The organism is Rhizorhabdus sp. P4_G6 (assembly GCF_056401045.1).
In genome coordinates this window covers 1-23,201 of record NZ_JBFUKC010000029.1, presented here as the reverse complement: position 1 = coordinate 23,201, position 23,201 = coordinate 1, and the positions used below count along the sequence as shown (strand labels likewise).

The 23,201-nt window shown below is 61.0% G+C and carries 20 protein-coding genes; 10 read left to right on the top strand and 10 right to left on the bottom strand.

All coding sequences use genetic code 11. The features are described from left to right. On the bottom strand, positions 1-193 hold a 193-nt coding region (locus AC1DPF_RS17825), incomplete at its 3' end, for a hypothetical protein (RefSeq protein WP_477962692.1). Between the two features lie 26 nt (positions 194-219). Continuing rightward, complete coding sequence (locus AC1DPF_RS17820; RefSeq protein WP_477962689.1) at positions 220-1,428, bottom strand: DUF1214 domain-containing protein; 1,209 nt, start codon at positions 1,426-1,428, stop codon at positions 220-222. A gap of 76 nt (positions 1,429-1,504) precedes the next feature. Between AC1DPF_RS17820 and AC1DPF_RS17815 the strand changes: the two genes are divergently transcribed. Continuing rightward, positions 1,505-2,653 (top strand): helix-turn-helix transcriptional regulator, encoded by a 1,149-nt coding sequence (locus AC1DPF_RS17815; protein ID WP_477962687.1) that lies wholly within the window; start codon positions 1,505-1,507, stop codon positions 2,651-2,653. A 120-nt stretch (positions 2,654-2,773) separates the two neighbouring features. Then, entirely contained in the window at positions 2,774-3,700 is a 927-nt protein-coding gene (locus tag AC1DPF_RS17810; RefSeq protein ID WP_477870435.1) for an alpha/beta hydrolase, read from the top strand. A gap of 124 nt (positions 3,701-3,824) precedes the next feature. Here AC1DPF_RS17810 and AC1DPF_RS17805 read toward each other — a convergent pair whose 3' ends face one another. Both AC1DPF_RS17805 and AC1DPF_RS17800 read right to left on the bottom strand, forming a co-directional pair. Next, positions 3,825-5,027: a cytochrome P450 gene (locus tag AC1DPF_RS17805; RefSeq protein WP_477962685.1), complete on the bottom strand. Its 1,203-nt coding sequence runs from the start codon at positions 5,025-5,027 to the stop codon at positions 3,825-3,827. A 520-nt stretch (positions 5,028-5,547) separates the two neighbouring features. Continuing rightward, complete coding sequence (locus AC1DPF_RS17800; protein ID WP_477870431.1) at positions 5,548-6,591, bottom strand: SDR family NAD(P)-dependent oxidoreductase; 1,044 nt, start codon at positions 6,589-6,591, stop codon at positions 5,548-5,550. Here AC1DPF_RS17800 and AC1DPF_RS17795 point away from each other — a divergent pair. Next, positions 6,585-7,784, top strand: coding sequence for a helix-turn-helix transcriptional regulator (locus tag AC1DPF_RS17795; protein WP_477870429.1), 1,200 nt, complete (start codon positions 6,585-6,587; stop codon positions 7,782-7,784). The genes AC1DPF_RS17800 and AC1DPF_RS17795 overlap by 7 nt on opposite strands. 232 nt (positions 7,785-8,016) lie before the next feature. Here AC1DPF_RS17795 and AC1DPF_RS17790 read toward each other — a convergent pair whose 3' ends face one another. Next, positions 8,017-9,237, bottom strand: a complete 1,221-nt coding sequence (locus AC1DPF_RS17790; protein WP_477870427.1) for a cytochrome P450 — start codon at positions 9,235-9,237, stop codon at positions 8,017-8,019. A 454-nt stretch (positions 9,238-9,691) separates the two neighbouring features. On the opposite strand from AC1DPF_RS17790, the gene npdG reads away from it, so the two are divergent. From npdG to AC1DPF_RS17755, 7 genes are all read left to right on the top strand, one after another. Continuing rightward, the gene (gene npdG, locus AC1DPF_RS17785; protein ID WP_477962683.1) at positions 9,692-10,360 is read left to right on the top strand and encodes an NADPH-dependent F420 reductase; all 669 of its coding nucleotides are present in this window, start codon (positions 9,692-9,694) and stop codon (positions 10,358-10,360) included. A 32-nt stretch (positions 10,361-10,392) separates the two neighbouring features. After that, positions 10,393-11,394 (top strand): LLM class flavin-dependent oxidoreductase, encoded by a 1,002-nt coding sequence (locus AC1DPF_RS17780; RefSeq protein ID WP_477870423.1) that lies wholly within the window; start codon positions 10,393-10,395, stop codon positions 11,392-11,394. A 131-nt stretch (positions 11,395-11,525) separates the two neighbouring features. Then, positions 11,526-12,677 (top strand): acyl-CoA dehydrogenase family protein, encoded by a 1,152-nt coding sequence (locus tag AC1DPF_RS17775; protein ID WP_477870421.1) that lies wholly within the window; start codon positions 11,526-11,528, stop codon positions 12,675-12,677. Then, positions 12,667-13,593 carry an acyl-CoA dehydrogenase family protein gene (locus tag AC1DPF_RS17770; RefSeq protein ID WP_477870419.1) on the top strand — a complete coding sequence of 309 codons (927 nt, stop codon included), beginning with the start codon at positions 12,667-12,669 and terminating at the stop codon, positions 13,591-13,593. The genes AC1DPF_RS17775 and AC1DPF_RS17770 overlap by 11 nt, the downstream gene beginning before the upstream one ends. A gap of 20 nt (positions 13,594-13,613) precedes the next feature. Continuing rightward, complete coding sequence (locus tag AC1DPF_RS17765; protein ID WP_477870417.1) at positions 13,614-14,741, top strand: acyl-CoA dehydrogenase family protein; 1,128 nt, start codon at positions 13,614-13,616, stop codon at positions 14,739-14,741. Next, on the top strand, positions 14,738-15,703 hold the full coding sequence (locus AC1DPF_RS17760; RefSeq protein ID WP_477870415.1) for an acyl-CoA dehydrogenase family protein: 966 nt from the start codon (positions 14,738-14,740) through the stop codon (positions 15,701-15,703). The genes AC1DPF_RS17765 and AC1DPF_RS17760 overlap by 4 nt, the downstream gene beginning before the upstream one ends. A 66-nt stretch (positions 15,704-15,769) precedes the next feature. Then, entirely contained in the window at positions 15,770-16,882 is a 1,113-nt protein-coding gene (locus AC1DPF_RS17755; RefSeq protein WP_477870413.1) for a Gfo/Idh/MocA family protein, read from the top strand. Positions 16,883-17,268: 386 nt separating this feature from the next. Here AC1DPF_RS17755 and AC1DPF_RS17750 read toward each other — a convergent pair whose 3' ends face one another. The 5 genes from AC1DPF_RS17750 to AC1DPF_RS17730 all read right to left on the bottom strand — a co-directional run bounded on the left by AC1DPF_RS17750 (position 17,269) and on the right by AC1DPF_RS17730 (position 22,452). Further along, a complete protein-coding gene (locus AC1DPF_RS17750; RefSeq protein ID WP_477870411.1) occupies positions 17,269-19,047 on the bottom strand; it encodes a flavin-containing monooxygenase in 1,779 nt (592 codons plus the stop codon). Between the two features lie 83 nt (positions 19,048-19,130). Continuing rightward, the gene (locus AC1DPF_RS17745) at positions 19,131-19,997 is read right to left on the bottom strand and encodes a hypothetical protein (protein ID WP_477870409.1); all 867 of its coding nucleotides are present in this window, start codon (positions 19,995-19,997) and stop codon (positions 19,131-19,133) included. A 311-nt stretch (positions 19,998-20,308) separates the two neighbouring features. Further along, positions 20,309-20,851: a hypothetical protein gene (locus AC1DPF_RS17740; RefSeq protein WP_477962681.1), complete on the bottom strand. Its 543-nt coding sequence runs from the start codon at positions 20,849-20,851 to the stop codon at positions 20,309-20,311. 62 nt (positions 20,852-20,913) lie between these two features. Next, positions 20,914-22,125: an NAD(P)/FAD-dependent oxidoreductase gene (locus tag AC1DPF_RS17735; protein WP_477962679.1), complete on the bottom strand. Its 1,212-nt coding sequence runs from the start codon at positions 22,123-22,125 to the stop codon at positions 20,914-20,916. A 3-nt stretch (positions 22,126-22,128) separates the two neighbouring features. Further along, a complete protein-coding gene (locus AC1DPF_RS17730) occupies positions 22,129-22,452 on the bottom strand; it encodes a 2Fe-2S iron-sulfur cluster-binding protein (protein WP_477870403.1) in 324 nt (107 codons plus the stop codon). Between the last annotated feature and the right edge of the window lie 749 nt (positions 22,453-23,201).

Sequence of the window (23,201 nt, the reverse complement as noted above, 5' to 3'; positions counted from 1 at the left end):
ATGTAAGGACCTCCATCAGTGCGCGGTAGAAACGATGCTCGCCCGTGACATGCATGCCAGCGTGCATGTGAAGATCGTCGACAAGGATCTGGAGGCCTTCGAAGGGCGTGCCGGTATGGTCCAGCGTCCAGTCCGAAAGACTCGTCTCCAGCTCCGCCGCGCGGATAAGGTCCTGTGATGTCGGGAAGGTCATGACTCGTCCTTGCAAATCAGATAATGTCAAAGCCCGTAGAGGCGACGAATTCCGGCGCCGCGTGCGGCGATCGTCGCCCGCCGTTGGTCGGGATCGACCGTCGCGGTCTGGGCGGGAAGGTGCTGGCCGAGGTCTGCCAGCTTGACCTTGCGGACCCGCGGCGTCGTCACATTGTCGCAATGGACCCAGCGCCAAGCCGCCACGCCACGGCGGTTCCCTACCGGATCGAGCCAGTTGGCCACACCAGGGTCGGTCAAGCTGAGCACGAAGCGAGCCTTGCCATCCGCGTCGGTGGCCGTCTGGTTACCATTTAACGAAGATTGGTTGTTCAGGTAATCGACCGTGTCGTAATAGAGGTTTGCGAGTTGGACTGCCCAGAACCTGCCCTCGTGAGGCACGTCCGCTTCGATCACCAGAGCTTCGTCTTCGGCGATGTCGAAGACCATGAAATGGTAGACAGCATGCTGAATGCCGCCCCGGGCCTGCTCCTTGCCGGTCCAGAACGCGTTGAGGCCGACGTCCGCCACGACATCGCCGTTGCGGCAGATCCATTCGCGGGCCGACGACCGGATGAAGTTCGTGAGGTTCCGCAAGCGGCGAGGAAGATGGCGGTCTTCGATCCGTTTAAGGGGCACCTCACCCGCATCGAGCATCTCGACCTGCACTGTCGCGGGCTCGTCGCGATTCCAGTCGTAGATCGCGTCCCGGACTACCAGCAGCATATGGTTCTCCGACGGTTCGGTTCGAAAAGAGTTGCCGGCATGTTCATGCGGCGAGACAATCAGCTCGAAGTTACCGTCGGCGTCCATCTCGAGTGTATCGAAATCTACGATGCCGATCTGCCGGTAGGCCGGATCTCCCCAAAATCCGTTCTGCAGATGGATCTCGCTCCAGCGCATGGTTCCGCGCTTCCCGCGGATACGATAGCTGTGCGCACCATCGAGGAAGGTGAACTGATAATGGAAATCGGGACAGCACAGCCCCCAGGTGAAGGTCACGGGATGATGGAAGGCATGGGTTTTGCTGAAGAAAGGATAGTCCTGCCGTGGCGCCACAAATACGTTGAAGCCGGTATGGGCTATCGACATGACGTGGTACATCGCGCGATGGCGTTCCTCCAGCGTATCCGCCCAGCCAGACGCGAACCACTGCTCCTTCACCTCGACCAGCGCGCGCGCGTGATCCTCCCATATCCCGGCGTATTCGTCAGGCTGCCCTATCGGCTTTCCGGTCAACCTCGATCTCCTCGATCCGCGTTCTCCCCGCTGCGGCGCTGCCGCCGGGTGGCTCTTTGGCATGGGAACCTAGCTGATGGGGGTGGACGGCAATGCCCCCATATGGGACGTTGGCACCGCCATGATCGCCGACAGTGAAGACGAACTCATCGCCACGCTCCACGAAGGCTCCTTCGAAGCCGATCCCTGGAAGCGATTCCTCGAACGGCTCCGGCAGGCGGTCCATGCCAACTATGCCGGGATGATCTTCCGCCCGGCGGATCAAGTGCCCGGCGGAGTTATGGAAATCTATTCGGGCATGCCCGCGTCCGATGAAGTGCGGCGCGACTACGCCGAAGGCTTCTACCGGCTTGATCCGATCATGAACAAGGAACTCGTCGACGGCAGGGTCTACGATATTTCGCACCTGCTGGACGAGCAGAACAACGAACACGCTCTGTATCGCCAGAGGATCCTCGAAGCGCGCAACATCCGCTACCTCAAGGTCGTTCGCATTGCCGCATCCGGCGGAGTGACGGGCTGGCTGTTCATCGCGCGCAACGACGCCCCCTTCGACAGTGGCCACGAAGTGCTGCTCGGCCGTTGTGCCTTTCATCTGAAACACGCGCTCGGCAACTATCTCGCTCTGGAAAACGAGCGCGCGCGCGCGCGCGTTGCCGATGGCGTGATGGGGCGCCTCAACATCGGCTGGCTGACACTGGACGTCACCGGAACTGTCGTCGGGCGGTCCGATCAGGCGAACGCGCTGCTCGGCCTTTCCGCGAGCCTAAGGATATCACAGCGCGGCAAGCTCGTGGCAAGCCGACCCGTTACCAACGCCGTGCTCAAAACGGCGATCGCTTCGCTGACCGCGGGCGAGATGAGACGTCCGCAAGTCATTGCTCTGCCGGACGAACCATGGCTCTACTTCGTCCTGGCGCCCTTCGTTCCTTCGAACCTCAGCGTCGACCGAACAGCGGTGATCATTGCCTATCTCCAAGGCGACATCGGTTCGCTGACCGGGAGGCACGAACAGCTGGCGCAACTTTTCGGACTACTGCCCAGCGAAGCACGGATGGCCTTGTTGATCAGCCAAGGCGCCTCCATCGCCGAAGCAGCTGATGCAATGGCGATCACGATCGAGTCGGCGAGAAGCTACACCAGACGCATCTACGGCAAGATGGGCATTCGCGGTCAAGCCGACCTGGTCAGGACCATTCTTACCAGCGTACTTTCGATCGTCTGAGCCGGCACGGGTCTGTGCCGGGTATCGTCGTTGCCAATAGTCCGGACAGACGTAGCCTCCGACCTCGGCACGGAACGAGAAAATCCGTTTAGCTGGACTGACAATAAAAAGGCCCTCATCATGAGAATCCCGACCCTGGCGCCTGAATATGAAGTCATGTGCGCCGCTATCGCCGAAGCACCCGCAATACCAACGCTGGAACCAGAAGCGGCGCGGGCCATGTGGTCGGCGTTTCTCGTCGGCGAGCGCGAGCAGATCGGCGAGATCCGCGAGCTGCAATATCCCGGCGTCGAAGGGGACCTTGCCGCGCGCCTTTACCGACCTGAAGGCAAACCCGTTGCAGTGGTTCTCTTTATACATGGCGGCGGCTGGGTTCTGGGCGATATCGAAACCCATGACATTGCCATGACGGGGCTCGTCGAACGAAGCGGCTGTGCCGTTCTTTCCATCAACTATCGTCTAGCACCGGAAACGCCGTTTCCCGGCGGGCTAGAAGACTGTTTCGCGGCCCTGCGCTGGCTTGAGGACAATCGCGAGGCGCTCGGCCTTGGTGGCATCCCGCTGATCGTATCTGGCGACAGTGCCGGTGGAAATCTTGCCGCCGCCCTATGCATTCTCACGCGGAACCGGGCCGGACCTGCGATTGACGGGCAACTGCTGCTCTATCCCGTCACCGATGCACGTCGCTCACTACCATCGTACACGGAACGCAAGTCGGGTGGCCTTCTGACCGCTTCCGACATGGAGTGGTTCTGGAACCATTATGTCTCGGGCAGCGCTGCGCTATCCGATCTCGCATCGCCACTTCTGTGCGAGACGCTGGCCGGCCTGCCCCCAGCCATCGTGGTAACCGCCGAGTTCGACCCCCTTCGTGATGAGGGTAAAGGCTATGCTGAGCGGCTCAAGCTTGCAGAAGTACCATGCAGAGTGATCCATTTCGACGACCTACCCCACGGGTTCGTCACATCGTACCAGATCTCTCCCGCCTCCAACGCGGCCCTGACCAGCATCGCCAACGCCCTGCGGGAGCTTGCCACGGTCGGCTGAACGCGATTCGCCCCTGCGCTAAAAAGAAGGCCCGGGTTTGATCCCGGGCCTTTTAATTTTCCAAGTCATCGAGGAAGTTCCGGGGAGAGGGTGCAGGAAGCCCCACTTTGCCCGGATGGTCTGTTCAGACGGTGATTTCGATCCTGGCGAAGCCCGCAATGGTGCCGATGTCAGCGCCCAGTTCGACGCCGCCTTCGACCAGCTTGTAGTTTGGCGCCTTCTCCAGGAGAACCTGGAACATCGTCTTGGCCTCGAGCCGCGCAAGGTGCGAGCCGAGGCAGCGATGCGGGCCGACCCCGAACGAAAGGTGCCGGATATTCTCGCGCCGGAAATCGATCTCGTGGGGGTTCTCATACTCGTCCGGATCGCGGTTCGCCGCTGCATAGGACATGAACACCCATTCCTCGGGCTTGATCGTGTGCCCGGCCACCACTGCCTCGCGCGTGGCTCGCCGCGAGTTGCCTTGCGTCGGCGGAAACACCCGCAGGAACTCCTCGATCGCATTGTCCATGAGGTCTGGGTTGTCGATCAACTCCTGGCGCCGATGCGGGTTCTCGGCCAGGTACACTGCGCTCATCCCGAACAACGCCTGCGTCGTGTMAAGGCCCCCGCCCAGCATGATCAGGATCACCCCGTCGATCTCGTCGAGCCGCAGCTTGCGCCCCGCCATGTCGACATTGTGCAGATATTCGATCACCGAGCCGGGCACCGGATCGTCCTTCAGCCGGCGGATTTCCGCCTGCATCCGCGCGATCATAACGCCCATGTCCTTCAGCCGCTCCTCGATCGGAAGGCCACTGTAGATCAGCTTATGCAGCGGCGGGGCGTAGTGCTCCCAGTCCTCGGGCGGCAGGCCTGCAAGCTTGAGCGTCATAATCCCGGTCAGCGGCAGCGCATAGTCCCACTTCAGGTCCCCGCCGCCGCGCGCCACGATCTTGTCCATCAGGCCTTCCGCCACCTCGCGCACGTAGGCGGCGTGCGCCTTGATCCGGGTGGGTGCAAACAGCGGGTTAAGAATCGCACGGTAATCGTACAGCTCGGGCGGATCGACGTTAATCGGGATCATCTTCGTCGGCTCGAGATCCGGGATCACGTCGGTCGGATCGTTCGAGAACCCGATCGCATCCTTCGCGATCGTCAGGCAGTCGCTCGCCTTTGTCGCAATGTAAAACCCACCATGCTTCGGGCTGTGCGAAAATGGATGCGTCTCCTGCATCCGCATCAGGATATCGATCGAGTTCGAGCGATACTCCGCGCTGTGATGGTCGAAATCGCGTACCAGCTCGTCCAGGCGGTCCGCAGCTATCCTGTTCGTCAGCTCAAACACTCTCAAAATCTCCAGACACGCATCAGCTTCCTTCCTTCATAGCAATTCACCCGAGCGCAGTGGTCGTCCGAGCGGACGAGATGGCGTCGATACTCGCCATCGGCACCGTTATCGCAACCGTTCCGGCGACCCGTCCTGCTCCAGGCATCTCGCGATTCCTTCCTGCCCGCGCTTTTGAAATCTGCGGATTCCTTGTCTGGGCGGATGCGCGTCCGGAAATTCGCCCAGAAGGATTAGCAACGGCTACCTGCGATTGTTGGTCGCGAGGCGTCACCATCGTCGGGAGAAGATTCGTGAATTTCCAGGACAAGATCGGCGTCATCACAGGTGGGGCAGCGGGAATTGGGCGCGCGGTGGCGAAAGGATTTGCCGCAGGCGGGGGTCATGCCGTCGTCGTCGATCTCTCGTCGTGCTTTTCCTGGCCTCGGGCCTCGCCAGCTATATCACCGGCGAGGTCATCGTCGCGGACGGCGGCAGGACGCTTTGAAGCCAGCGCCCTGCCCCGCCGAATCGCGTCGGATCAATCCTTGGCCCAAGACCGCGCGCTTTCGCCGGTCACAGCCATATGACCGCGAATCCGGATGCCATCGGCAGCGTTGATGACTTCCCCGGTGGTCGTGGCAGCATTGTTCCTTGATGCCAGCGCGACGAACAGGCCCGCATAGTCGGCCGGATCGTCACACGGCAGCGGGAAGACCTTGGCGAGCCCCGCCTTCACGGCGGCATCCTCCGGTGAGAAGACGAAATCCTGCATACCAAGCGCTGCACTCCCGCGCAGATCGGTCCTCATCGGTCCGGGGCAGATCGCGTTGACGCGAACCGCCGGGGCAAGCTGGTAGGCGAGTTCGCGCACGACCCCCGTGACCGCATGCTTTGACGTGGTATAGAAGATTCCGCCGCCGCCGGGGATATGGCTCGCCGATGATGCGGTGAAGACCATGCAGCCGCGGGTCTTGAGCAATTCTGGCGCCGCCGCATAAGCGGCAAGAATGTAGCCCTTGACGTTCACGCCCATCACTTCATCGAATGCGGCATCCAGCCGATCTTCGGGAAGGTCGATCATCATTGCCGGCATATCCATGATGCCCGCATTGCCGACCAGGATGTCGAGCTTTCCGAAACGCTCGAGGGCGAGCGCGACCGCCTTCTTGTTATCGGCCAGCGAGCGGACGTCGCCGGTTACAACGGCGATGCTTTCACCAAAATCCTTAACGAGCGCGTCTGATTTCTCCTGCGAGTATTCGAGGACGACGATCCTTGCACCTTCAGCTATGAACCGCTCCACCAGAGCCCGGCCCAAACCGGAGCCACCACCCGTGATCAGGGCCACATCTCCCGCCAGCCAACCGGACTGCGCCATTCCTGCTCTCCCAAGGCTCGAATGGCTTCCTGCATAAACTTCAGCAGCTACTACACAATAGTCTGGAAGGACGTTACCGACCGAAGAGCCGACCAGTACTCTCCGTCCAGAGAGCGGGCTCGCAGATACTCGCAGACAACGGCGTGCAGCCGGAGCTTGCGCTGCCAGTCGCTGGTACATGCAATGGAGCAGGATCGATGCCACACGCCGAAGTCCATTCTTCGCCTGGTGTGCCGAACGCCGGCGAAGACGAATGCAGCTTCGTCGAACTGGAAACGGCGGTCGCCTATGACGATCTCATCTCGTCCATCTATCGCGAAGCGTCTGAGGCGTCGCCTTGGGTCAGGGCTCTTGAAAAGCTGAGGCAACTGCTCAACGCGAACGTCGCCTGCCTGCGCATTGCCTTGCGCGACAGCAGCTCACCACAGCAACTCTATGCGGCCGGACCGCTGGCCTCGCCCCAGGCATTACATGACTGGGAGCATCACCATTCGCGCGATCTGCTGCCGTTCGATCTCAAGATCGGTGAGGTGGGGATATTGGACTGGCGTGAGATGCCGAGCTCACAGTCGATAGACACCCTGCTGAACGACTATGACGTTGCCCACATGATGGTTACCTGCGTCGACACGCAGGATGGCGCGCAGGTCACGCTCAATTGCGGCAGAGGCCGGGGCGATGAGCCGTTCAGCCGGATGGAAAGCCAGCTCCTTCGCGACATCGGGGTCCACTTCCGCACGGCAATGCGCATTCGGCGCGAATTGACCCATGCACGCATCGTCGGCGAATTCCAGACCGATGCGCTGGACAGCCTCGGCATTGCAGCCGTCCTCGTGACCGCATCACGGCACACCTACCTGCTCAACCGAACGGCTGAGTTCGCTATCGAGCAGAAGATCGGCCTGCGCTTCTGGGCCATGGGCCTTCATGCAATTGACGAGAGCGACGATCCCGCTTTCCAGAAGGTTTTGAGAGAGGCTGTGCAGCCGAACGCGCCGTTCGAAAGTAAAGCGCTGCGGTTGCGCCGCGGAGATGAGGGCGGGCGCCTCAACGTGATCGTGCGGCGGCGAACACATCCGTCGTTCCTGACCGGCGATCCCGAATATTCGGTGCTTGTCTTTGCCCGCATCAACGAATCGGTTTGCCGCGACGACATCAAAATGCTGCAGCAACTGTTCAGCTTCACCCACACCGAGGCGCAACTCGCGGTCGGACTGGCGAAGGGCATGTGCCTCAAGGATATCGAGGCCGAGCTCAAGATACTGCACAACACGGCCCGCGCGCACCTGCGCTCCATGTTCCTGAAGGCCGACGTGAGCCGTCAATCGCAACTGGTTTCGCTTATCACCAGCAGCCTGGTCCCCCTTGGAAGGGACATGCGCAACAAGCTGCAATGATCAGGCGGTCTGCACACATGATCGGACGATGCAGGGCCTGAGCGGGCGCCTTTCGGGCTGGCGAACTAGAGTGATTTAAAGTCAACGGAATCACCTGACGACGCCGAAATGACGGCAAAGAAGGCAAACTGGACTTGATCCGCTCAATCTGAAGGGGATCGAGTCTGGCCTCCTGACCCGACATGTCGGCGGCGTGCCCTAAACACTGCTCCGCCAACGCCGGAGGCACTCATCAGCCAGGAACCGGCCAGCTCAGTGGCAGCTTGCGGATGGAATTGACCATGCCCCGCTCAATCACCGGAAGCTCGCCGTCGGCAATGCCGAAATCGGGGATGCGCTGCAACCATTCCTCGATGAAGATGCGGATTTCCAGCCGGGCAAGCATGGCGCCGATGCAGCGGTGCTTCCCCTGCCCGAAGGCGGCATGGCGCACATCCTGACGGTGGAAATCGACGCTGTCGGCATTGGGGAAGCGGCGATCGTCCTGGCCATGGAACATCGACTGCATAAGGACGCGGTCATCCTTCTTGAAGTGGATACCCTTGTAGACGGTGTCCTGCGTGATCACGCGAGCCGTGGCCGTGGCCCCATGATATCGCATGAGCTCGTCGATCGCCTTTGGAATCAGCTTGCTGTCCTCCCGCAATTGCCGGCGATGCTCGGGGCTGACCGCCAGGAAGCGCGCTATCACGCCCATCGTCGCCATCACCGTGTCGAGGCCGCCGAGCAGCACATTGAGGATCATGCTGTGGCGCTCTTCGCGCGTCATGTCCCGGCCGAAAACCTGCGCACGCATGATGATCGAGATGACGTCGTCACCATCACTATGTTCCCGCTCCATCATCAGTCGGTCGATATAGCCCGACATCTGGCCATATCCCCAGACGCGATCTTCTTGCTTTAGCGGATGCACCGCGGCATCGGCCCAGGCCATCAGGTCCTGCTTGTCCGTCAGGGGAAGGGCAGCGAGCTTGAGAAAGATCACGATCGGCAGAACCGCCGAAAACTCGCCGACGAACTCGCAGTGCCCGCGATCCTTGAACGATTCGATCAGTTCGATCGCAAGTGCGCGCACCTCCTGCTCCAGCTTCAGGATTCGGTCGGGCATGAACACGGGCTGCAGGATCCCGCGATAGGCGATGTGTTCCGGTCCATCGGCTTCTAGCGGGATGTTGTGTTGCGGGCTTGCTCCTGCGGGCAGGATGACATCGCGCATCGAGAACAGGTCGCCGTTGCGCTGGCCCAGATCGATATCCTCGGCCCTGGTGAAGACCCAGAAGCCACCGAGGCGGGGGCTCCAGAAGATTTCCGGTGCCTCGGCATGTATCTTCCGTGCGAGATCGACCTGATAGGCCGTCGCTATTTCACGCGGTGCTTCATACAGGTCATAGTCATAGACCAGTTCCGCGGGAACATTGTCTGGTCTTTGTGCCGTGGCGATACTCGTGGCCATGTCTTTCAGCTCCCATCCCGATTTGCACTTGGGGCGTGGATCGCGATGCCGCGTGGACTTGTCAGCTCAGCTCTTGCGACATGTGGGCTATCCATCACGTAGGACTATCCATTGCGCCTGACCGCAAAGCTAATGGGCATTGCGCGTTTTGCGAATAGTCCAAACGGGTGTGGATAGCGCGATTGCTTGCAGCCAATGCCTGAAGTGCCTTGGCTGGGGTATTCCGGAGATGATGCCGGCCTCGAGCAATCGGGCATCTCGTTTTCTCAAGCATGATCGCACGCTGGAATGAACCGGGAAGAGATCCTCGCAATAGGCGATCCACGAGGCCTTGATGGACGCAGCCGTGCGAGTTTGCGATCACACGTTCGGCATCATCCGGACGAGGTCGCCCAAGGTGCTTGCGCGATCGTGCAGACGCCCGTCACGAAAAGCAGAGAGAAAGTGAAAGCCAATGCCGAGTGAAGCACGCAAGACCATCGCCGTTCTCGGCGGCTCCGGCAATGAGGGCGGCGGGCTTGCGCTGCGCTGGGCCAAGGCCGGCTTCCCCGTTATCATCGGCAGCCGCGACATCGCGAAGGCCGAGCAGGCAGCTGCGGCGATCCGGGAGAAAACCAGTGGCAGTGCGTCCGGCGCAAGCATGCTGGACGCGGTCGAGGCTGCGGACATCGTGGTGCTGAGCGTGCCTTATGCCGGGCAGCAGGCGACGGCGCAGGCGGTTGCCGAGGCACTGGAAGGTAAGATACTGGTCGATGTCACCGTACCGCTGATGCCACCCAAAGTGGGCCGGGTGCAGTTGCCCGAAGGCGGCAGTGCGGTAGCGGCGCTCCAGACCTTGCTGGGCCCGGGCGTGCGGGTGGTCTCGGCCTTCCAGAACATCTCGGCGCATCACCTGGCGCATCTCGATCACGACGTCGAATGTGATGTCCTCGTCTGCTCCGACGATCGCGATGCCGCCGATGAAGTGGTCGATCTTGCGCGGGCCATCGGCCTCGGCGCCTGGGATGCCGGCCCGCTGGCCAATTCAGCGGCAAGCGAAGCGCTGACAAGCATCCTCATCACGCTCAACCGCCGCTACAAGCTCGATGGTTCCGGCATCCGGATAACCGGCATCTCTGCCTGAGCACGGCATCATCCCTGAGGAGAATTCCTGAAATGAGCAAGCCACGCTTCGGATTTGCCTTCGACATGCGAAACCCTGCCAACTGGCAGAAGCCCTGGCACCAGCATTATGCCGAGCATCTCGATTTCGTCGCGTGGACCGAAACGATCGGCTTTCAGGGCGTCTGGTTTGCAGAGCACCATGGGTCGCTAGACGGCTACCTGCCCTCGCCGCTTGTCATGGCCTCGGCGGTCGCGGCGCGTACAAAGACGATGCGAATCGGCACGTGCATTGCACTCGCGCCCTTCTACCACCCGGTTCGCCTGGCCGAAGATGCTGCCGTCATCGATATCATTTCGGGGGGGCGCTTCGATCTCGCGCTGGCGATCGGCTATGTCCCCGGGGAGGCCGAGCGCTATGGCAACGATTTCAAGAAGCGCGCGCGGCGCACCGACGAGACACTGCAGATCATCCGCAGGCTTTGGCGGGGGGAGACGTTCGATTTTAACGGCGAGTTTTTCGAGTTGAAGAACGCCCGCATCAATCCACTTCCGGTCAACCCCGACATGCCGCTATGGGTTGGCGGGAACAGTGCGCCGGCCTACCGCCGCGTCGCGAAATATGCGGACGGCTTCCTGGGGCCCGTCGAGGCCTTTGCCGAATATGCCGCCGCCGTGGCGGGGTTGGGGGATCCGGCGAAGCGCGCGCGCATCTGTTCGATCGGCAGCAACGACATGTGGCACCTCGTTTCCGAAGAGCCTGAGCAGACTGTGGAGGACGTGATCGACCACATCGTCTACCAGACCAACAGCTATGCGGAATGGATGGAGGATTCCGCAACATCCGCCTTCAAGCGAGTCACGCGCGAGGAACTGCTTCCGGCTGCGAGAAACTGGGTAATGACCCCGGAGGAATCGATTGCTCACCTCAAGGCCAAAGTGGCGATCGCGCCGATTGAAAGCCATGCGATGATGGTGCCGGCGGGATACCCGCTGAGCAAGCTTGCCCAACATGCGCAGCTCTTTGCAGATAAGGTTCTTCCGGCCTTCTCTTAAGTAAAATCTGTTTAAAAACAGATATTTAAACCATCAAAAGGGTGCATAGTCCCATAGGACGATGTGGTTGAGTGCGTCTCTTTCCAGAAGCATTGCTCACGTCTTGCGGTTAGGGTTTGGAGCACATTTCGATGGAATTCGGCTGGAGCGAAAACCAGACGGCATATAGACAGCGTGTCAAGGACGTGCTTGCCGAGAATCTGCCGGATGACTGGGAGGAAAGGGCCATCCATGGCCCCGGATCGACGCCTGTCACCAAGTTCTCGTTCGAATTCTGTAAAATTCTCGCGGCCCAGAACCTGCTCATCCCACATTGGCCGGTCGAGTACGGCGGCTCCGCCACCCAGCCCTGGAACCACTTCATCCTTGGCGAAGAATCCTGGCAGGTCGGCGAGCCTCGTGGCCCGCAATACATGAACGTCAACTGGATCGGCCCGGTCCTGATGCGCTACGCCACGCCGGAGCAGCAGATTCGCTATCTGCCGCCGATCACCGAAGGCAACGTGATCTGGTGCCAGGGCTTTTCCGAGCCTTCGGCGGGCTCAGACCTCGCTTCGCTCAGGACCAAGGCCGAAAAGGTCGATGGCGGCTATGTTGTCAATGGCGCCAAGGTATGGACATCGTTCGCGACCCATGCCGACCAGTGCTTCCTGCTGGCGCGGAGCGGGACGGGCAAGGATGGGATCATGATCCTGCTGGTCGACATGAAATCTTCCGGCATTCAGGTGAAGCAGATCCCTGCCCTCATCGGCGAAGGCGATATCCACGAATTTTTCTTGACCGACGTCTTCGTGCCCGAGGAAAACCGCCTCGGAGCCGAAGGTCAGGCTTGGGAAATCATCAGCTACGCCCTGCAGAACGAGCGCATCGGCATCGCGCGCTACGCTTTTGCGCGGAGGGTGCTTGACAGCGTCATCGCCGAACTCAAGACGGACGGCCGCTTCGACGATCCAGTTGTTCAGGACCGTGCGGGCCGCGTGCTGGCAAAGGTGGAGGCCGCGCGCATGATGGTCTACCGCGTCGTGGACGAGCGGGCGAAAGAGCAGCCACCGAGCCCGTATGGCAGCCTCGCCCGTTATATCCTCGTAGAGGCCGACCATGCGGTTGCGGACTTCGTGCTCGAATTCATGCCATCCGGCATGTTGGGCGGCGATCCCCTGCAACAGGCGCATCACCAGCGCGCACTCTATTCCGGCATCGGGGCTGGTGCTGCGGAAATCCAGTTGAACCTTGCCGCCCGCCGCTACCTTGGCCTTCCGAGTGAGACTACCCGTGGATTTTGAACCGAACGAGAACCAGACCGCCATCCTCGATGGGCTGGAGCAACTGATCTCGAACCAGCAGATCGAGCCGCCGAAGGACGGCGTCGTGCTGGCATTCTCGACCAAACTCGACACGGAACTGCAAGCCTCGGGCTTTCTGGACATCGCGCGCGAGGAGGAGTTCACGCTGCTCGATGCCGCGCTCGTCGTGGAACGGCTTGCCCGCCTGCCAGTGAGTGCGGAGGTTGCTTTTTCCGCTCTTGTCGCCCAGCTTTTCCCGGCGGATGAGGTCACCCGTCCTTTCGCGATGGCGTCCGGAAATCCGCTCGCGCCGGCGCGGTTCCTGACGGTAGCCCGCACGCTGCTGGTTGATCAGGGTGACGAACTGCTGCTGATCGACGTCGACCCTTCGCGCGTGGAGCCCATCGAGAGTTTATTTGCATACCCCTATGGCAAGCTCGCCTCGCTTGACGGGCTGACCGTGCGCAAGATGGGTGCCGATCTTGCTGCGGCCGTTCGACGCCGCTGGCGGCTAGCGCTCGCCGTCGAAGGCTCGGGCCTGATGCAATCGGCGATCGACACCGTCATCGAACATGTGACCAACCGCTATCAGTTCAATCGCCCGCTGGGTTCGTTTCAGGCGATCCAGCATCGACTGGCCATGGCAGCGGGAAGGCAGCAATCAGCCCGCTGGCTCGCGCTGCGCGCGGCGTGGTCGGATAGCGAGGCCGACTGCGCGCTTGCCGCAAGCTATGTGCAGGATGCGATCCCGACGATGGTCTATGACCTTCACCAGTTCTGCGGCGCGATGGGTCTGACCCTTGAATTTCCACTACATTTCTGGACCTATCGATTGAAGGCGATGCTCGGTGAGCTCGGTGGCGCTTCGGTGCAGGCGCGCGCGGCCGCCCTTGCGACCTGGCAAGACGCGGCCTGAAGGTTGAGATGACAGTGCCCATGCCCAGCGACGAGCTCGCAGGTTTTCGTGCCGAAGCGCGATCCTGGCTGGAAGCGAATATTCCCGCGCATTCCGCCCCGCTTGACGGTCCTGAATCACGCCTGTTCGTGCTCGATTGGCAACGCCGCATGTACGAGGGTGGCTGGGCCGGCCTTACCTGGCCGAGTGCGTATGGCGGGCGCAGTCTTTCAGTCGCGCAGCAGATCGTGTGGTTCGAGGAATATGCACGCAGCGGTGCGCCGAGCACGCACAACGCGTCTTTCGTGGGCGTGAACCATGCAGGGCCCACGATCATTGCCTGCGGAACCGAAGAGCAGAAGGCATTTCATCTCCCCAAGATCCTGTCGGGCGAAGTGATCTGGTGCCAGGGCTTCTCCGAACCCGGTTCGGGCTCCGATCTTGCGAGCCTTCGCACGCGGGGGAGGATAGAGGGCGATGAAATCGTCATCGAGGGGCAGAAGATCTGGAGCAGCTACGCCGACATCGGCGACTATCAGGAACTGCTGATCCGCACGGATCCCGGATCGGTCCGCCACAAAGGCCTGACCTGGCTGATCTGCCCAATGGATCTGCCTGGGATAACGGTCCGCCCGATCAAGACAATGGCTGGTCCCTCGAAGTTTTGCGAAGTCTTCTACGATCAGGTCCGCGTGCCAATCGGCGAATCCGTCGTCGGTGGGATCGGCGAAGGTTGGCGAACCGCTATGGCAACGCTCAGCTTCGAGCGCGGGACGGCATCGCTGGCGCTCCAGATCGGCCTTGTCGAAAAGATCGAGAAGCTGGCCGCCGACTGCACCGATCCGTTCATCGCGCCCCGCCTTGCCGACCTGCGTGCAGATGCAGCAGCGCTCAAGGCGATGTCCTATGCGTTTGCTCTGTCCAGCGAGAACGGCACGCCCGGGGCCGAAGGCTCGTTGATCAGGCTCTATTTCGCCGAACTTTCCAAACGTGCTTCGGATCTGGCGATCGATCTCTATGGCATCGGTGCTGCCGAACTGGCCGGCGACCATGGCTGGGCCTACGAATATCTCGACGCATATTCCGAAACCATTGCGGGCGGCACGGCAGAAATCCAGCGCAATATCATCGGTGAACGCGTGCTCGGATTGCCGCGAGGGAAAGCATGACGATCTTCCGCGATATTTCCGAGACCCGCGAACTGGTGGATTCCTTCACCCGTCCCGTTGAATCGCTATTTCCCGTCGCGCGTCTTCGCGACGATCCGGGCGGCGAAACTGTGCGGTGGTCGCACGTCGCCGAGCTTGGATGGCTCGCCATCGGCCTTCCGGAAGAGACCGGAGGCGTCGGCCTCAGCTTGCTGGAGGAAGTGCTGGCCGCGCAGACCTTCGGACGGCATCTACTTTCGACCTCCTACCCCGCCACGGTGCTCGCGGCGGATGCCTTGCTCCGGGTCGGCCGCCCAGAGTTGGCGGGGGAACTCGTTGCGGGGACCAGGCGCGCTGCTCTCGCCTGTCGATCGAAAGGCGGAGAGGATATCATCGCGTTCGACGCCGATGGTTGTGACCTGCTCGTAGTGATCAATGCCGACGGCATCGAACTGTTCGGGATGGGCACCGTGCACCCGCACGACGAGGCGCACTGGGCGTGCAGGGTCGAGGTGGCGGACGACGCCGAGCCCGCCCATTCGGTCGTGGATGAGACATTGGCCGCGAAGGCGCAGTTGCTCATCGCCGGGCTGCTTGCCGGGATCGCCAGCGAATGCTGTGATCGCGCAGTCGAATACGCCAAGGTGCGCGAGCAGTTCGGGCAGCCGATCGGCGCATTCCAGGCGGTCAAGCACCACTGTGCGAACATGGCTATTTCGGCCCATGCCGCACGCGAACTCGTCAATTTCGCCGCTCTGTCGCTGGTCGAAAAGGTGCCAGGTTCCACACATCTGCCTGCCGCTGCCCTCAACCTCTCGCTGCGCGCCGCGCGCGAGAATGCCGGACTCAACATCCAAGTCCATGGCGGCATGGGCTTCAGCGACGAGTGCGACGCACATCTCTTCCTGAAAACCGCTCGCATACTCGATGCGGCTGTCGGTGGTCTGGACCGGGCACGGCAGAGCCTGATGATGCGTGCGTAGATAGCGCACAACCCTCACCTGCCGCGAAAATAGCACTTCGACCCGCGAATGGTCGAAGGAACGAGAATGGAGAAACTGATGGGCAAGCCAACTGTTGCAGTCATCGGCACCAACATCGGATGCACGCTGCATATCCGCGCCTTGCGTGCATCAGGCTTCGATGTGACCATGCTGGTCGGGCAGGACGCAGAGAAGACGGCGACCCGCGCCGCACATTTTGGCATCTCCAAAGCCCTTACGTCGTTCGACGCAGTTGTTGATAGCGACGTGGATGCCATAGTGATTGCCACGCCGCCGCAAACTCACTTCCCGTTCGCCATGAAGGCGATTGCAGCTGGCAAGCACATCATCTGCGAAAAGGCGATGACGCTGGACGTTGGTGAGGCACGCGAGATGCGCGATGCCGCCAACAGTGCCGGTATCGCCAACATGATCAGCCACGAATTCCGCTGGTTCAGCCAGAACGCGCTTGCCCGCAGGCTGGTCAGAAGCGGAGCAATCGGCGACCCGATCCATGTCGTCGCCCAGTTCGACCACACGCTCTGCGCGCCCGAGGAGCTCGATGTGCCGGGCTGGTGGAAGACGCGCGAAGGCGGCGGCGGCTGGCTGCGCAACTGGAATTCGCACGGCATCGACCTGTTGCGCTATATGGTTGGTGAATTCGGCGCCGTCTCGGGTGTGGTACATCCCGGCGCCGATCGCGGCATGTCCTCGGACGACAGCTATGCGTTCGCATTCGTCATGAAGAATGGCGCACAGGGCGCGATGGCCGGCACCTGCCGCGCCTGGGAGCCCTTCTCCACCACGCGGATTACGGGTTCGACGGGTGGTATCTCGCTCGGCTTTACCGCGATTGTCTTAAAGAGCGACGCCAATGGCAGCGGCGGCGTCGACGTGCCGCAGGACCTTCTCGAAGAACTTCGCGGCGGAGGCCCTGCCGTCGCGGCGCCCGAAGAACGCCTGCCAGCACTCGAAGATTCCCTATATGTCCAGACACACAGCAGCGACTATGGCTTTGCGGAAATGGTCGGGCTGACCTCGGCCTTCTCTTCCTGGATTCGCGATCGCGACTACCGCAACCCGGCAATCGCCACATTCGAGGACGGCCTTGCGCACGTGAAGGTCATCGATGCCGTAGAAAGGTCCCGCAAGGAAGGCCGCTGGATCGACCTGGACTGAAGGTGCCACCTGTCACGGTTCCGACCAGGCCCGCGACCCAATCACATCCTCTGCGCGATGCCGCCTTGGTTATTATCGACCTGAGGCGGCATTCACGCGCATTGCGATCCGCAAGGACCGCTTTGCCATGATCCAGCCTGCCGATCCTTTGCCCCGGCCGGAAATCTCGCATTGATGCCGAGAGACTCGATTGCGGAATTGTAAGCCGTTCTGGCCCCTGCCGCCCGCATCGGCGGGAGCGGCCGCTGCGCTTGCAATTGAGGGAGAGCGGCCAGGAGGTTTTCAAGTCAGGTGGAATCATCTGACGACCTGGAAGTCACGGCAGTAAAAGGAAAGCAGACCCGATCCGGTTCAATCTGAACGAGATCGGGTCTAGCGCCCAGAGCCTAGCTCAGTTCCAGTCCCTTCATACCGCCGTCGGCGCGCCAGGCGTGCAGCGTCTGAATCAATGCGTCCACACCGCCGCCGTAACCACCATTACGCTTGAGAACGGGCGATACCTGCCCTTCGTTGTTGAAATAGCTTGGAGTGCATTCCGACCAAACCCGGGTCAGGTTGATGGAAAGCTCCTGATGATGCGCCACCCATGCTGCCTCGGTCTCGGGTGTAACCTCGACGATCCCAGCCCCTCTGTCGCGAGCTTCCTTCACGATGTAGGCGATGTGGTTGGCCTGCTCATCCATCATGTGCGGGAAGTTGGAACCCCAAGCGCTCTGCGTCGTGCTGACGATGAACATGTTGGGGAACTGGTTGACGTGGAAGCCGTGCAGCGTGGTGGCACCTTCCTTCCACTTGTCGTTCAGGTTCAATCCTTCGCGGCCGAACACCGGCATCGAGAAGCCGGCGTAGGGCGTTACGTCAAAGCCTGTCGCGTAGACGATGCAGTCCACCGGATATTCCACCCCGTCGACAACCAGGCCGTTCTCGGTGATGCGCTCGACACCCTGACCCGCCGTGTCRACGAGTTTGACATTGGGGCGGTTGAACGTCGGCAGGTAATCGTCGTGGAAGCAGGGGCGCTTGCAGAGACGATTATACCATGGCTTCAGCTTCTCGGCCGTCGCCTTGTCCTTGACGATCTCGTCAACCCGTTTGCGTACCATTTCCATGATCGCAAAGTCGTTCAGCTGCGACATCTCGAACCATTCCGGCGACCCGACATCGGTCCTCTGGCACATCGTTTCGAACGTAACGCGCGTCCAGGCGTCATTGACCAGGTCCCTGTCCGCGGGAAGACCGGTGGTCACGAGATTGAAGTTGTCCATGCGCTCGCGCTGCCAACCCGGCTTCAGCGAGCGGAACCATTCCGGGTCGGTAGGATGGTCGTTGCGAACGTCGACTGCAGAAGGAGTACGCTGGAAAACATAAAGATTCTTGGCGGACGCCCCCAGATGCGGCACGCACTGGATGGCCGTAGCGCCCGTCCCGATGATCGCAACCGACTTATCCCTGAGCTTCTCGAGCGGTGCACCATGGCTGTCGCCGCCGGTATACTCATAGTCCCAGCGGCTGGTGTGGAACGCATGCCCCTTGAACGTCTCCACGCCAGGTATGCCAGGCAGCTTCGGGTTCTGGTAGTGTCCCGGGCAGATTACCACGAAGCGCGAAGTGATCGTATCGCCACGGTCGGTCTCTATCCGCCAGCGTGAAATCGACGGATCCCAGCGGAACGCATGGATACGCGTCTGGAACAAGGTGCGATCATAGAGACCGAACCGCCGGCCGATCATCTTCGAATACTCGTAGATCTCCGGCCCGCGCGCATACTTCTCCGTCGGCATGTAGCCGGTCGCTTCGAGCAATGGGAGATAGATGTAGCTCTCCACGTCGCATGCCGCGCCGGGATAACGATTCCAGTACCAGGTTCCGCCGAAATCGCCGGCCTTCTCGATCATCAGCAGGTCATCGATCCCCGCTTCACGAAGACGTCCGGCTGCAAGGAGGGCAGCGAAGCCCCCCCCCATGATGAGCACCTCGACATCCTTGGTGACAGGCTCGCGCTCGACACGCGGAGTATAAGGATCGTCCAGCCAGTGCGACGTCGATTCGTGCAGGTGCACATACTGGTTATTGCCGTCGGCGCGCAGGCGCTTGTCGCGCTCGGCATTGTACTTTGCGCGAAGCGCTTCAGCGTCGAACTCTTGACCTCTAAACTTCTGCTTCATCACTTGCTCCGAAATTCGACTTACGCGCGATCCATTACTCTAAAGGGGCCCCGCCACCGACGCCGGTCGGCAGCGGCGGGGTATCAAGTGTCACGCTTGATCTTCAGGCCATCAGGCGATTCCCCGCGATGCACGCGATCACCCATGCCGACGCGGAAAGCGTCCTCGAGCGCCCGCTGCACCGGCGGTAAGTTGTTGGCCTGATCGGCCGTGAAGCGGTTCGTGATGGCGGAATAGCAGGCTATGCCCAGGCTGCCCGGCGCCACCATCGGACAATCGATGATATTGCCGTTCTGGGCCAGATGGCTGTCCAGGCTTTCCACCGCCACCATCGGATCGGCGACATGGAATACCGCCGAATACTGGTAGCGCGGCACGGCATCGATAAGCTGGATGTCTGCTGCCTTGAACAATTCGCCATCGACGAACCCGATCAGCTTCAGCAGGCGCGGCATATATTTCTCGCGGAACCAGCGGACGAACTCCGCTTCCTTACCGGGCACCACGTTCATACGGATCAGCAACACGTCGCCGTCGCGAGAATTATAGGCATCGACCGCATTTTTGCTGCCTGCGGCCGGGACGTAATAAAAGTCCTCCGCCTTATCGATTCGCTGCGTGGACGTGATCGGGAGCCGGTCGGTGAAACAGTCTTGGACATGAGCGTCGATATTGGCTTGGGTGTCCATCATTTCATATATGCACAGCCAGCGCTGCTCCGGCCCAAAATGGCGCTGGTTGTAGCGCAGCTGCCATGGCGAGAGCTTCCATCGCTGCGTCGCTACGCTGCCCTGGAAGCGCATGGTATCGTGGCAATGGATGTTGGTGTACCAGTCGTTGAACTCGTCTTCCTGGCCTTCGACGGCTTCGGTCATGACGATGAAGATGCTCGGCAGCGGTTCGGCCGCAGGCTTGGACTTCATATCGGCCTTGACGTTTGCATCTTCCATTTCAGCCATCATCCTGTTTTTATCCGGATCACTCGTGGTTGCCCACGCCAAGTCATTTCACCTCGAAGCTGAATAGGGCGATCGGTCCTGCGTGGCCTCGTCCAGTCAGACGATCCACTACCCCCCGTCACGACACTTGCGCATGCTAGGCCGGGCAATCCTGTCCCTGTGCCTGCGAGACAGGACATTGTCCGCGATCCGTAATCGTCACCGGCCAGTTCGGCATTCCAGGGGAGCCCGTGGCAGCCCCTTCCAGCCGAACGAGGACAGAGTGGTACGCGTCGATATTGCGCGCTGAAACTGCGAACCTATCAGAAAAGCTCTTCAAGCCGGCGCAGAGGACGTTCGCCCTGCCAGGATCGCGCCGCCGCTTCCATCTTCGGGTACATTTCCAGCATGATCCCTGCCGAACCAACCATTTTGCGGGTTTCGAGCAATTCGATGAAATGGCCGAGTCGCTGCCTCGCATCGACGAATCCGAAGCGAATGTCCTCGCCCGCGATACCGTGATAGATCATAGCCTCACCCGCGCTCGCGTGACGGGCTACGATATCGTCGAAATCCTCGTCCGTGCTGATGTAGCTATGGTGCAATGCCTCGCGTCGTCCATTCAGAACCAGCGAATAGCAGGACTCGACTCCTGCCGGCGCCTCGATCAGCTCGTACTGCAGCGATCCGCGGTAGCCAAAGGCAACCTTGATCGGATCATAGCTGACCGCCTGTCCGTTGAAGACCAGGTTCGACTGTGGAAACTCTGCGAAATAGAACGGTCCGATCCGGTCGACCTGTGCAAGACCAAGGGCGGTCGCCTCGATATCGCGAGTAGTATAGCAAAGCTGGGTTACAGTCGGCATCGATCTCTTTCTTGTTGCTTCACTCCTCTAGGCGCCGTTCCGAGCATCGAGGCAGTCGATGCTCAGACAAGGCTCCTGAGGTTGAATCCCGGATCCGCGACCTGTTCCGCAGTCACGCTGTGCGGCTTACCCAATAACTTGCGGCCCAGTATGTTGTCGCCCGCACAGTTGACGGAATCGATTGCTACGATGTGATCGTTCTTCATGTAGAAGACCGAAAATTTACGCGAGTCCACCGATCCCCGAACGACTTGCCGGTCCGCCCCCTCGCACAAGCCGACCATCTGCAGCTTGAGGTCGAACTGATCGGACCAGAACCAGGGCACCGCGCCGTTCGGAACTTCGATGCCCGCGATAGCCGCTCCCGCCGCCTTGCCTTGATCCGTGGCGTTCTGCACCGATTCCAGCCTCAATGCGCTCCCGGCGAAGGCATTCATGCCATAGGCGCAATCGCCCGCTGCAAAGACAGCCGGATTGGAAGTGCGCCCGCAAAGGTCCACAATGACCCCTTGTGGGTCAGCAAGGCCAAGCGGCTCGGCGAGTTCGATATTGGGTTGAGCGCCGATCGCCAGCACGACCAGGTCGGCAGCATGACGATCGCCATTCCGGGTGCATACGCCTTGCACCGTGCCATTAGCGCCCTCGAACGCATCGACCGTGGTGTCACAGACCAGCTTTACGCCGTGCTCGAGGAATTCGCGTTGGATGAATTGCGACATGGTAGGGCCCGTCACTCTTGCCAGAACCCGGTCCAGGCCTTCGAGAACCGTCACGTCAAAGCCGTACTTCGCCATCGAGGCCGCCATTTCCAGCCCGATAAAACCGCCACCGACGATGACGACCGACCTCACCGACGGGAGCCTGGCCCTGATCGCGTCAGCGTCGGCGAGTGAGCGCAACGTGACCACGCCATCGAGTTCCACGCCAGGGATGGGCACCAGCCGCGCGCGCGTACCGGTCGCAATGGCCAGCTTCGAAAAGCCAAAACTGCCCTTTGTTGTCTCGACCCGGAGCGCGGCCCGGTCGATTGTCCCAGCGCGAGCGCCGAACACGACCTCGATGGCGTTGTCGCGGTAGAAGGCCTCGCCGCGCAAAGGCAGGGTCTCGCGGTCGGTGGCACCAAGCAGAAAGCCCTTTGACAACGGCGGCCGGTGATAGGGCAGCTCGTTCTCATCGGTCAGGATAGTTATGCTTTCGCTGTAGCCATGCTGTCGGGCTGATGCCGCTATGTTCAACGCCGCGTAGGAGCCACCAACAATCGCCAGCCCCTCCATGGATCAGAACTGCCGTTCCGGAATGTCCACGGTTATCCCGTCGAGCGTATCGGTGACGAAGATCTGGCAACTCAGACGGCTGTTGGGCGCACGCTCGCATGCCACGTTCTCGAGAAGGTCGTTTTCGACTTCTTCGACCGGCGGAATGAGATCCGCCCAGGCCTTATCGACATAAACGTGGCAGGTCGCGCATGACAGCGTCCCACCGCAGTCTGCATCGATACCTGGAACGCCGTTCATCGTCGCGCCGAGCATGACCGATCGCCCGGCATCGACAGTGACCTCGTGAGTTTCGCCATCCGCTCCGCGAAAAATGATCCTTGGCATCAACGCTTCCTATTGCATTAAAAGTCTGCAGAACCGATCTGCATTCGTGGCGATCCTAGGCTTTACAGATCGAATGGATCATGGTCCGACCGGACGATGCTAGCGAAGGGGCGTCAGCAGCCCCGGCGGAGCTACCCGGCAGGGGAAGGCCAATGGCTGCCGCCATTTCCTTGAAGGTGGCCCCGCCTTGCGTGCTGGTCGCGGCAATCAGTCCGCGAGCATCCATGCCGCCCTTGCTCCGGCGAAGAGATCGGCATCACCCTTCTGTCCGGGCATCGGCGCAAGGTTTCCGCGGCCTCTGGTGGAGCCAACCTCGCCATCGCTGGTTCGAAGCCGGGCTCCGGTCACGGGAAGAAGGGGCAATGCCAAGACCGGAAGAGGCACAGGCCAACCCGATGTGCGCGATCGAAACAATGCTCCACTTACGGAACCCTCGGCATCGTCGTGGCTGGCGTGGGCGAGGCAGCACTGGGAGGATGGCACGCCTGCTCATCTATCACGACGGCGTGTACTTCTGAAAGCGAACCGCCCTTGCATCAACGATCGAGGCGCAGGGGCATGCACCTCCCGCGCGTAAGCGATGGCCGTCAGGTAGATGGCGTCTTCTTCACCTCGTTCCCGTCGGAATCCAGCATTCTGATCACCCGCTCGGGGCAAGCCCTGGCACCACGATAGGCGTCGACTTCCTTCCCCGGCGGGACATCAAAGCCTTCGCTCGCGATGTATCCGCTGTCATCAAGCTCAAAGAG